Source organism: Aeromonas veronii bv. veronii (assembly GCF_000820225.1).
GTDB classification, from domain to species: Bacteria; Pseudomonadota; Gammaproteobacteria; order Enterobacterales; family Aeromonadaceae; genus Aeromonas; species Aeromonas veronii.
The window spans coordinates 28,586-39,464 of record NZ_CDDK01000031.1 but is presented as its reverse complement, the minus strand read 5'-3'; the positions used below and the strand labels follow the sequence as shown (position 1 = coordinate 39,464).

Sequence of the window (10,879 nt, the reverse complement as noted above, 5' to 3'; positions counted from 1 at the left end):
CAGCCTAAGTCCACTCCTATTGCAAAGCAAAGCCACGACTCCGGTCGTGGCTTTTTTGTGCGCTATGTCTATGGTCGGGTATTTTCCCTCTCCCTTCGGGATAAGGTCAGAATGAGGGGGATAGCCCCTCGCTCAGCAGGCTATCCAGACGTGCTCGCACTTTCTCTACCAGTGCCTGATCGCTACCGCTCCAGCCGATGCAGCTTGCCAGCGTGGTGGAGGTGCCGGGGGAAAAACGCAGCTCCCCGCCCGCCAGTTCGTAGAAGCGGCTCGCCATCTTGGTACCCTCATCCACATCACCGGCCACCAGCAGCATGGCTTGTGCCAGCACGGCACCCTGGTGATCCTGTCCCGGCGCCAGCCAGCGCTGGGCGGTACCGGTGATCTTGCGTCCCCCGATCACCAGATTGTACTGACCATCGCAAAAGGATCCGGGCACGAAGTCATAGCTTCCCTCAAGGCCGTACTCCGCCAACAGGGTCAGCAGCGGCGCCCCCAGCAGCCGGTAGTAGTGGGCGAGATCTGTGGTGGTGCGGGGCAGCAGCAGGGATAGGTTGAGGATCCCCGCCCCGTGGGGCACGGCGGTGCCGCCGCTGTCGCGCACATGCACTGGCCAGCCTTCAGCTGCAAGTTGCTGGCAGGCGGCTTCGTAATGAGGGAGGCGGGTATCTTTGCGAGTGACAATCAGGCATTGGGGCGCCTGCCACAGGTGAGCGCGGGGCTGGCCGTCATGGGCACAGTCGCGCAGCCAGTGCTGCTCTTGCGCCAGTATCTGTGCGGGTGAAGTGGTATCGGGGAGGGGAGAGAGCAGGCGATAGGGCATGGCGGCATCCTCAAAAAAGGCTGCCCAGCACACTACCCGTGGCGGCTGACAAGGTAAAGCCCCGCAGTGCGGGGCTTGAGTCTGCTATCGGTTGATGACGTCTCAGGAGTGGCGCGCTTCGCGCTTGGGCAGCAGCAGGTTGAGCACGATGGCGGTAATGCCACCGGTGGCGACGCCGTAGGAGAGTACGCTCTTGGCCAGCTCCGGCAGGTGTTGCAGCACTTCCGGCACCTGTGCGACCCCCAGCCCCATGGCCAGCGACACCGCCAGGATCATCAGGGCGCGGCGATCCAGCTCCTCGCGGGCAATGATGCGCACGCCAGCGGCGGCGATGGTGCCGAACATCACGATAGTGGCGCCCCCCAGCACGGGCTCGGGGATCTGTTGCACCAGACTGGCGACCGCCGGGAACAGGCCGAGCAGCGCCAGCATGGCGGCGATAAAGAGCCCGACGTGACGGCTGGCGACGCCGGTCAGCTGAATGACGCCGTTATTCTGGGCGAAGGTGGACATGGGGAAGGTGGAGAACACCGCTGCCAGCATGGAGTTGGCACCATCGGCCAGCACGCCGCCTTTGATCCGCTCCATATAGACAGGCCCTTCCAGTGGCTCGCCGGAGATATCCGAGGTGGCGGTCATGTCGCCGATCGCTTCGAGCGCCGTCACCACGAAGATGATGGCGAGCGGCACGAACAGCTGCCAGTCAAAGCCGAGGCCGTAGTGGAGCGGAATGGGCACCATCACCAGCGGGCCGTCGAAGGTGGGGGCGCTCACTTTGCCCAACAGCAGGGCCACTGCATAGCCCGCCAGCATGGCGATCATGATGGCGGAGAGGCGCAACCAGGGGTTGCGACTGCGTTGCAGCAACACGATAAGGCCGAGCACCAGCAGGGAGAGGAAGAGGTTGGTGTGGCTGGCGAAGCTGCCATCAGAGAGGGCTGCATAGCCGCCGCCCATGCTGATGAGACCTACCTTGATCAAGGTCAGGCCGATCAGCAGCACCACTATGCCGGTGACCAGCGGGGTGATGATCCGTTTCACCAGATGGAGGAAGCGGCTCATCACCACGATAGTGAGTGCGGCAACCATCATGGTGCCGAACAATGTGCCCAACAGATCCTCGGTGGGCATGGCCGCCTGTTTGAGGGCGAGACCGGAGGCGATGATGGGGCCGAGGAAGTTGAAGCTGGTGCCCTGTACCGAGAGCAGGCCGGAACCGATGGGGCCGAAGCGGCGGGTTTGAATGAAGGAGGCGATGCCGGACATGACCAGCGACATGGAGACGATATAGCGAGTGTCGGCGGCAGGGAGGCCGAGGGCATTGGCGATAATCAGGGGCGGGGTAATGATGGCGACAAACATGGCGAGCATATGCTGCAGGGCGGCGAACAGCGTCTGGGGCAGAGGCGGGACATCCTCTATGCCATAGACCAGTTCGCTATGGGTTCGTCTGGGTGGATGTGCCTCTAGATTGGCGCGTGTGACAGCAGCCTGTTCCATAAGTACCTCGAATTGTGTGGGGAGGGGGAGAAAATTGGGCGCTATTGTAGTGATTGAAATGAGGCTGACCAGCGCTAATTATGCAAAAAAAGGTTTATTTTTTGATGGGTTGAAACGTTTGCGTGCTGCGATTATCATCTGTCGGTTTGTGTGACCGACCTCTCCTTTTTATTCTCCCCGCTAATGACAATTTTACCACTTTGTAGGTGTAGAATGAGCCCTCAGTATTCATCGTGGAGACTCTGGATGCTCAAGTTGTCAGAGTTCTGGAGTGCGAGGGTTCACTCCGAAGACTTTACTCGTACTCGCATGGGCTTTATGACGGTGCGTTTGCGCCTGCTGACCTGCTTGCTGATGCTCGGATTGCCCGCCTGGGCCGTGGTGGATTGGCTGACCTTGCCCGCCGTTCATTTCGAGCAGCTATTCCAGGCCAGGATCTTCTGCACCCTGGCGCTCTCGCCACTTATTCCGCTCTCGTATCTCATTCACTTCAAGCGGGAACGGATGAAGCTGGCCCTTGGCTACCTGATGGCCGTGATGATGCTCTTCTCCCTCTTCTGCCTGAACAGCTTTGGCGCCGGACAGGAGTTGCAGGCGGGCTATGCGGCCTTTCCCTATCTGCTGATCACCCTGTTTGCCATCTTCCCCATCCCCCTCTCCCTCGGCTTGCAACTGGCAGGCGTGGTGCTGGTGACCATGCTGCTGGGTCACTGGCTGCTGGTGGGACAGAGCATCTGGAGTCAGGCCACCCTGAATCAGGTGTGGGTGCTCGGCATGTTTACCATGGCCAGCTGCTGGGTGCAGTGCGGCCAACTCAACATGCTGCTGCGGCTATATCGGGAATCGACCACCGATGAGCTGACCGGCATGATGAACCGCCGTCTGCTGATGAAGCAGCTGGAGCAGGCCAGAATCCGGCTGCAACTCAAGAAGAAGCCCTTTGCGGTGATGCTGCTGGATCTCGACCGCTTCAAGCGGATCAACGATATCTACGGCCATCTGGCGGGTGATGCGGTGCTCAAGGAGGTGGCGACCACCCTGGGCGAGCAGCTGGAGCCTGATATGGTGCTGGGGCGTTATGGCGGCGAAGAGTTTGCCATCCTGATGCACAACTGTGCCGATCCGGCGCTGGCGAGCAAAATGGCCGAGCGGCTGCGCATTGCCGTCGAGGCGCGGCTGGTGAAGAGTCCCACCTCGGACGAATTGCTGGAAGTGACGGTGAGTATCGGGATTGCCATGGCTCGTTCCGATGACACCATCGATATTCTGATCAACCGTGCCGACGAGTGTCTCTATCAGGCCAAGATGGCGGGACGCAACTGCGTGGTGGTCGAGGGGCAGAACCGCGCAAAAACAGATGCCGCCTGAGGGCGGCATCCTGTTGGCAATGAGCTGGCGAGATCAGGCCAGCTTGTACTTGCCGGAGAGCTGCTGGGCCAGCAGCTTGAACATGTTGAACACTGCCATGGTCTTGCCGGTCGGGGTGCCATCTTCGGCCAGGAAATACTCCCCCTTGAACACCAGAATATCCCCCTTCTGCTCCACCGAATCGGCGCGCATACCGTGGATGAAGTCTTCATGCTCTTTGATGATCTTGTTGGCCATCTCAAGCAGGGCCGTCTCGGTGATCAGCTCTTTCTGTGGTTGCATGCTCGTCTCCTTAAACGACAACTGGACAGGGAAACCGTGGATCCCTGTCTCTGATTGAAGAGGCGCCCAGCATACTGCAAACAGGGTTTTTCTGTCATTGATATGACCCCGATTTGTGGCTGTTTATCCGATCACCAGATTCTTCAACCAGCAGCGTTGGCGGATACGGCGCTGCACCAGCAACACCTTGCTGAGCTCCTCCAGCAAGACCACCGCCACCACCCAGGAGAGGGGCCAGCCGAGCAGCGTGACCGCCACCCAGGCGAGCGGGATGCCGATGCACCACATGCCGACGATGTCGATAAAGATGCTGTAGTTCACATCACCGCCAGAGCGAAGTACCCCGATGATCCCCACCATGTTGAACACCTTGAGCAGCATCCCGAGGCATATGATGCCGAGCACCTGTCCCGCTTCTGTCATCAGCTCGGGGGGCAGGTTGCCGACCCACTGCAACAGGTTGGCTTGCAGCAGCCAGACGATGATCCCCACCAGCAGCGCGCCAATCGGTGCCAGCAGCAGGAACAGCTGGGAGTGCTGCCAGGCAATCTCGTACTCCTCGGCCCCGAGCCGGTGGCCGAGCAGGGTGGAGCAGGCCACCGCCAGTCCGAAGAAGAGGGAGATAAGGATGCTCTCCAGGGTGCCGAGTGTGGTCATGATGGCCAGCGAATCGGTGCCAAGATGGGCATAGAGAAAGCCGTAAATCAGCATGCCGAAGGCCCAGAGGCCGTCATGGAACAGCAGCGGCAGGGCGATCAGGGTAAAGCGCACCACCTCCTTGCGCTTGAAGGCGGCCAGCCAGTCTGGTGCGCGCGGGATCAGGCGCGCTTCATAACGCTTTACGTAGAGCAGTAGCAGGGCTGTCTGCAGCAGCCGGGAAATGGTGGTGCCCCAGGCCGAACCGGCGACCCCCATCGCCTCGAAGCCGAAGTGACCGAAGATGAGGGCATAGTTGAGGATGACGTTGGCGATGATGGCGATAATGCCGATGCGGGTCGGCGCGGCGGCATTGCCGACCGAGCGTAGCGCCGACTCCAGCGGCACCACGATGGCGGTACAGAGGATGGTGGCGCCGGTGATCATCAAGAATTGATCCGCCAGCTCGCGCAGCGCCGGCTCCTGACTGGCAAAACCGAGTACGCTGCCCGGTGATAACACATAGATGAAGGCAAAGGGCAGGGTGACCAGCAGGGCGCCCACTATGGCCAGCGCCAGGGAGCGGCGCACCCCGGCCATCTCCCCGCGCCCAAAGTATTGTGCTGCCAATACCGAGACCCCACCCGCGAGGCCCGCTATCACCAGCAGATTGAAAAAGAAGACCCGGTTACCCAAGCCGACCGCCGCCACAGCCGTGGTGCCAAGCTGGCTCACCATCATGATATCGATGAGGCCGAGCAGGGAGAACATCATGGATTGCAGCGAGACAGGCAGGGCCAGCCGCCACAATCGGGTCATGAACTCGCGATCGGTGGTTTGTTTTAAAATCGCTTGCCAATAATTCATAGTTGTTAACCGGGTATGAGAAAAGCAAGGTTTGTCAGGGTTATGATAGGGGCTGACGAGGCTCTTCTCACTGTGAGTAGCTCTCGATTTTCTTGTGTAAAACTATCCTGTTGAGGTGTTATGCCATTTGCCAGCGAGTGTCTGGAGATAGCGCCAGCCTGTGAAGAGCAGATGCTGGGACGTGAAGGGCTGCCCCTGCTCGGCGAGGCTGGGATCTTCCTGACCGGCCTCTCTCGGGTGCGGGATCACTACCTGATCCGCCGCAATCGCCCCGAGTTTCACATCCTGATGGTGAGTCACGATGAGGGTGGCGCGCTGCTCACCGACGAGGGGGAGCAAGCCATTCCGGCCGGATCGCTGATTTTCCTGCCCGCCGCTGTGCCCGGTGGGCTCAAGCTGATTGGCGAAAGCTGGCATATCAGCTGGATTTTGCTCGATGACGTGCCGCGCTGGCAGCATCTGCACCGCCTTGGCCACCGTATCTGGCAAGGGGATGGCGGCGATCAGCTCTACCATCTGCTCAGCCTGATGCAGGGGGAGGGGGTTCGCTCTTCGCTGCAACCTCAACTGCTCAGCCTGCTGCTGGCGCTGCTGGAGCGCACCCTGCAAGGGGAGGTGCGCGGTACCCCTGAACTTAGATTGCAGGCACTGTTTCGCCGGGTGGAGGCGCGCCTGGACGAACCCTGGTGTGTCGCCCTGCTGGCCCGACAGATGGCCTGCTCCGTACCCCATCTGCACCGGCTTTGTCAGCAAGCGTTCGGTATGGGGCCGATGGCGAGGGTGACCGAGCTCAGAATGAACAAGGCGCGCCAGCTGCTGCTCTATACCAACTGGCCACTTGGCGAGCTGGCGGCCCGGGTCGGTTACAGCGATGGCGCCAACTTTGCCAACCGCTTTCGTCGTCTGACTGGTCAGACCCCCGGCGCCTTTCGTCGACTGGGTCGCAAACCTTTTGCAACGGATGTGCAAACTCTTTGAAATTAATGAGACAAGCCCCTAGGATCGGCGGGTCCCTGCGTCTAGCTAACCGTTTAGGTACCAAGATCCATGTTTGAAGATAATAACCAGAAACGTCCTCTCTACATTCCCTACGCCGGTCCCGCCCTGCTGGAGACCCCTTTGCTCAACAAGGGCAGCGCCTTCACCAGCGAAGAGCGCAGCAACTTCAACCTCGAAGGTCTGTTGCCCCAGAATATCGAGACCATCGAAGAGCAGGCCGAGCGCGCCTATCGCCAGTTCATGGCGTTTGGCAACGACATGGACAAGCACATCTACCTGCGCAACATCCAGGATACCAACGAGACGCTCTTCTACCGTCTGCTGCACAACCACCTGACCGAGATGCTGCCCATCATCTACACCCCGACGGTGGGCAAGGCGTGCGAGGAGTTCTCCAACATCTATCGCCGCGCCCGTGGCCTGTTTATCTCCTATCCCGACAAGGACAGGATCGATGACATGCTGCAAAACGCCACCAAGCAGAACGTCAAAGTGATCGTGGTGACCGATGGCGAGCGGATCCTGGGTCTGGGTGACCAGGGTATCGGCGGCATGGGCATTCCCATCGGCAAGCTGTCGCTTTACACCGCCTGTGGTGGCATCTCGCCCGCCTACTGCCTGCCGGTGGTGCTGGATGTGGGCACCAACAACCAGCAACTGCTGAATGACCCCTTCTATATGGGGTGGCGCAATCCGCGTATCTCGGGGGATGAGTACGCCGAGTTTGTCGATGCCTTCATTCAGGCGGTCAAACGTCGCTGGCCCGACATCCTGCTGCAGTTTGAGGATTTCGCCCAGAGCAACGCCATGCCACTGCTCAACCGCTACAAGAACGAGCTCTGCTGCTTCAACGACGACATTCAGGGTACTGCTGCGGTGACGCTGGGCAGCCTGATCGCCGCCTGCAAGGCCTCCGGCGCAAAGCTCTCCGAGAAGCGGGTCGCCTTCCTCGGTGCGGGCAGCGCCGGTTGCGGCATTGCCGAGCAGATCGTGGCACAGATGAAGGCCGAGGGGCTGACCGATGCCCAGGCCCGCAGCCGTGTCTTTATGGTGGACCGCTTTGGTCTTATCACCGACAAGATCCCCAACCAGCTCGACTTCCAGCGCCGTCTCTCCCAACCGGTGGAGCGCATCGCCGACTGGCCGGTGGGGGACAATATCTCCCTGCTGGAGGTAATGGAGCACGGTCGCCCGGACATCCTGATCGGGGTATCCGGCCAGCCGGGGCTGTTTACCGAAGAGGTGGTCAAGACCATGCACAAGCACTGTGCCCGTCCCATCATCTTCCCGCTCTCCAACCCCACCTCCCGGGTCGAGGCGACGCCGGCTGACCTTATCCGCTGGACCGACGGTCAGGCGCTGGTGGCCACCGGCAGCCCGTTCGCACCGGTGGAGCACAAGGGCAAGCGCTACGTCATCGCCCAGTGCAACAACTCCTTCATCTTCCCGGGGATCGGTTTGGGTGTTATCGCCTCCGGTGCCACCCGGGTGACTGACGCCATGTTGATGTCGGCCAGTCGCGCGCTGGCGGAGTGCTCGCCGCTGGTGAAAGGGGAGGAGGGCTCCCTGCTGCCAGATCTGGCGGATATCCATCAGGTCTCCCGCTACATCGCCAAGATGGTGGCCAAGACAGCCATGCTGCAGGGCAAGGCGGTGCAGACCCCGGACGAGGTGATCGATCAGGCCATCGACGCCAACTTCTGGCATCCGGAATATCGCCGCTACCGCCGCACCTCGTTCTGATTTCTGCGAAAAGACGCAAAGCAAAAGGGATGCCTCGGCATCCCTTTTTACTGCACGTCTGACATGGTTATCGCCTCAAGATGAACTACTCGCTGCCGCCCTGTACGCCGGTGACGCGCACCTCTACCCGGCGATCCGGCCCAAGGCAGTCGATGAGCGCCGCCTTCGCCTTGATGGCATCACACTGGTTGCCGGTGACCGGATTACTCGCGCCATTGCCCTGGATGCTCACCTTGTCGGCAGGCAATCCCTTGCTGATCAGAAAGTCGGCAACGGTTTGGGCTCGAGCTTCTGACAACCTCTGATTGTTGGCATCCGAGCCGATACGGTCGGTATACCCTATCACGACCGCACTGCCATCCTTGGGCTGCACGTCGACGATCTGCTGGTAGAGATCGTCCAGCGCACTCATCCCCTCCTGTTTGAGGTCCGCTTTGCCAAAGGCGAACAGCACATCGGAACTGAGGTTGAAGGTCTGATCCACCACCTCCGGTTCGGCCGGTGGCGGGGGAACCACGACCGGGGCGGGCGTGGGGGCCGCTTCTTTGGGTTGGCTGCGGTTCGGGTGGATCACCAGCTCCAGCGTGGCGGTGCTGATGTCGCTGACCCAGCGCTGGGTGCCGCTGTTGGCTTTGCCGTTATCCGGATCATCGCCAACGCGCACTATGTAACGGTAGCGTGCCTGCAGATCGACCCAGTCATGGAGCCGGGCCGTCACTCCCAGACCCGCCAGCGGCGCCAGGTTGTCGTCCCCGCCATTGACCGACTCGACGTGATAGATATAGCCACCGCCCTCGGCAAAGAGCGAGAACATCTCGCTGAGCGGCAGGCGGCCAATGACTGACAGCGTGGCTCCCTTGCTGTTGAAGTCATGGCCGCTGATATCCCAGTCACCGGTGGAGAGATAGCCAATCTCGGCCCCCAGGTTTTCTGTGAAGTTGTAGCCGCCAAACAGGGAGAGCGCAGTCGCATCCTTGCCGACATCCTGACTGAAATCATTCAGATTGTGGGCAATGGCCCAGCCACCGCCAACCCCGGCATACCAGTCGTGAACCGGTTCCGCTTGTGCGCCTGTGCTCGCCAATGCCAGTGCAATCCACACAGGTTTTACTCTTATGTTCATCGCGTATCCTCGTCGATGTTTGGTGTAGTAGGGTTGCCTGCTGGTCAAACCCCACACTTATGTATAGGTGACGGGCTGTTTTTAACCACCAAAGAGGTATGGGGAGCGACACGCCGTGAACTAGGGCGCGAGACGGGAAGAGGAAGGGGGGCAATAGAGGGTTGCAAGGTGGGTGAAATATGCGGCAAGAAAAAGGAGGCCAGGTGGCCTCCTTGTTATGTCGGACTGCAGGATTACTGTTGTACTTGCTGCACGCCGGTGACGCGTACTTCTACACGGCGATCCGGCGCCAGGCACGAGATCAGCTGAGCCTTGCCCTTGACGCTGTTGCACTGGGTGCCGGTGACCGGATTGGCTTCACCGCGACCTTCGATGGCAACTTTGCCAGCCGGCAGACCTTTGCCAACCAGGAAGTCGGCCACGGTACGGGCACGCGCTTCGGAGAGTTTCAGGTTGTAGGCGTCAGAGCCGATACGGTCGGTGTAACCGACGACCACGGCGCTGCCATCTTTCGGCTGAACATCAACGATCTGCTGATACAGCGTATTCAGCGCTGCGACACCTTCTGGCTTGAGGGTGGATTTGCCAAAGGCAAACAGCACGTCAGAGCTCAGGGCGAAGTTCTTGTCGACCAGTACCGGCTCGGGAACCGGCTCAGGCGCAGGGGCGGCAACCGGGGCAACATAAGAGGTGCGGTTCGGGTGCATCACCAGCTCCAGGGTCGCGATGCTCATGTCGCTCTCCCAGGTTTTCTGCTCGTCACCCAGATTCCACAGATAGCGGTAGCGTGCTTGCACATCGATAAGGTCGGAGAGCTTGGCAGTCAGACCCAGCCCCGCCAGCGGTGCAGTGCCATTGTCGCTGTTGCCATTGCCGTTGACGTGATTGAAGTAGGCACCGCCTTCAGCAAACACCGAGAAGATGTCGCCGAGCGGCAGGCGGGCGATACCGGAGAGGGTTGCACCCTGGGTTTTGAAATCGGCACCGTCAACGCCCGCTTTACCGGCGTAGAGGTAGCCCAGTTCAGCTGCGTAGTAGTCGTTGAAGTTGTAACCGCCGAACAGGCTCAGCGCAGTGGCGTCTTTGTCTGTATCCAGACCTTGTACATCGTCAAGGTTGTGAGCATATGCCCAACCTGCACCAACACCGGTGTACCAGTCATCGGCAGCCTGAGCTGTGGTGCCTGCGGCGGCGAGCGCCAGTGCAATCAGGGTAGGAGCCATTTTGAGTTTCATCGGTTTATCCTCGTTGTGTTAGCCCATGTCGGGCAATGCACTTGTTTTTATTGCTGCGAAAAATCGCCAGCAAAGTGGATAGCGAAGGCTTTGGACTCTCATGATGCATTGGCGTCATGGACAACAGACCGGACAAGAAGCGCTTTTTAGTGCTTATCCAATACCTTACAGGCGCAACTACTTTATGCTTTCGAGACGGGGCAGGCAAGGGCAGGGAGGCGGGAGTGAGGGATGCAAGCGAGAACTAGGCAAACAAAAAGGGATGCCGCAGCATCCCTTTTTTTTCGCACTATCTGAACGAGG

The 10,879-nt window shown here is 60.1% G+C and carries 9 protein-coding genes; 3 read left to right on the top strand and 6 right to left on the bottom strand.

What is annotated here, in order from left to right:
• Positions 1-106: 106 nt before the first annotated feature.
• Positions 107-823 (bottom strand): lipoyl protein ligase domain-containing protein, encoded by a 717-nt coding sequence (locus BN1139_RS12830; protein ID WP_005349942.1) that lies wholly within the window; start codon positions 821-823, stop codon positions 107-109.
• 102 nt (positions 824-925) lie between these two features.
• Positions 926-2,323, bottom strand: coding sequence for a nucleobase:cation symporter-2 family protein (locus tag BN1139_RS12825; protein ID WP_005349943.1), 1,398 nt, complete (start codon positions 2,321-2,323; stop codon positions 926-928).
• A 246-nt stretch (positions 2,324-2,569) separates the two neighbouring features.
• Between BN1139_RS12825 and BN1139_RS12820 the strand changes: the two genes are divergently transcribed.
• Complete coding sequence (locus tag BN1139_RS12820) at positions 2,570-3,691, top strand: GGDEF domain-containing protein (protein ID WP_005349944.1); 1,122 nt, start codon at positions 2,570-2,572, stop codon at positions 3,689-3,691.
• A 33-nt stretch (positions 3,692-3,724) separates the two neighbouring features.
• On the opposite strand, the gene BN1139_RS12815 is transcribed toward BN1139_RS12820, so the two are convergent.
• Together BN1139_RS12815 and BN1139_RS12810 are read right to left on the bottom strand one after the other, a co-directional pair.
• Positions 3,725-3,973, bottom strand: a complete 249-nt coding sequence (locus tag BN1139_RS12815; protein WP_005338382.1) for a YciN family protein — start codon at positions 3,971-3,973, stop codon at positions 3,725-3,727.
• 123 nt (positions 3,974-4,096) lie between these two features.
• Complete coding sequence (locus tag BN1139_RS12810) at positions 4,097-5,476, bottom strand: MATE family efflux transporter (RefSeq protein WP_005349945.1); 1,380 nt, start codon at positions 5,474-5,476, stop codon at positions 4,097-4,099.
• A gap of 120 nt (positions 5,477-5,596) precedes the next feature.
• Here BN1139_RS12810 and BN1139_RS12805 point away from each other — a divergent pair, with 120 nt between their 5' ends.
• Both BN1139_RS12805 and BN1139_RS12800 read left to right on the top strand, forming a co-directional pair.
• Entirely contained in the window at positions 5,597-6,454 is an 858-nt protein-coding gene (locus BN1139_RS12805; protein ID WP_005349946.1) for a helix-turn-helix transcriptional regulator, read from the top strand.
• A 69-nt stretch (positions 6,455-6,523) separates the two neighbouring features.
• Positions 6,524-8,218: an NAD-dependent malic enzyme gene (locus BN1139_RS12800; protein ID WP_005349948.1), complete on the top strand. Its 1,695-nt coding sequence runs from the start codon at positions 6,524-6,526 to the stop codon at positions 8,216-8,218.
• Between the two features lie 85 nt (positions 8,219-8,303).
• Here BN1139_RS12800 and BN1139_RS12795 read toward each other — a convergent pair whose 3' ends face one another.
• The gene (locus tag BN1139_RS12795; protein WP_005349962.1) at positions 8,304-9,341 is read right to left on the bottom strand and encodes an OmpA family protein; all 1,038 of its coding nucleotides are present in this window, start codon (positions 9,339-9,341) and stop codon (positions 8,304-8,306) included.
• 233 nt (positions 9,342-9,574) lie between these two features.
• The gene (ompA, locus tag BN1139_RS12790; RefSeq protein ID WP_005349964.1) at positions 9,575-10,576 is read right to left on the bottom strand and encodes a porin OmpA; all 1,002 of its coding nucleotides are present in this window, start codon (positions 10,574-10,576) and stop codon (positions 9,575-9,577) included.
• Positions 10,577-10,879: the final 303 nt, after the last annotated feature.

Bases quoted from the DNA above. Each gene is read 5' to 3' on its own strand.
- BN1139_RS12830 (WP_005349942.1), bottom strand. From the start codon at position 823: ATGCCCTATCGCCTGCTCTCTCCCCTCCCCGATACCACTTCACCCGCA.
- BN1139_RS12825 (WP_005349943.1), bottom strand. From the start codon at position 2,323: ATGGAACAGGCTGCTGTCACACGCGCCAATCTAGAGGCACATCCACCC.
- BN1139_RS12820 (WP_005349944.1), top strand. From the start codon at position 2,570: ATGCTCAAGTTGTCAGAGTTCTGGAGTGCGAGGGTTCACTCCGAAGAC.
- BN1139_RS12815 (WP_005338382.1), bottom strand. From the start codon at position 3,973: ATGCAACCACAGAAAGAGCTGATCACCGAGACGGCCCTGCTTGAGATG.
- BN1139_RS12810 (WP_005349945.1), bottom strand. From the start codon at position 5,476: ATGAATTATTGGCAAGCGATTTTAAAACAAACCACCGATCGCGAGTTC.
- BN1139_RS12805 (WP_005349946.1), top strand. From the start codon at position 5,597: ATGCCATTTGCCAGCGAGTGTCTGGAGATAGCGCCAGCCTGTGAAGAG.
- BN1139_RS12800 (WP_005349948.1), top strand. From the start codon at position 6,524: ATGTTTGAAGATAATAACCAGAAACGTCCTCTCTACATTCCCTACGCC.
- BN1139_RS12795 (WP_005349962.1), bottom strand. From the start codon at position 9,341: ATGAACATAAGAGTAAAACCTGTGTGGATTGCACTGGCATTGGCGAGC.
- ompA (WP_005349964.1), bottom strand. From the start codon at position 10,576: ATGAAACTCAAAATGGCTCCTACCCTGATTGCACTGGCGCTCGCCGCC.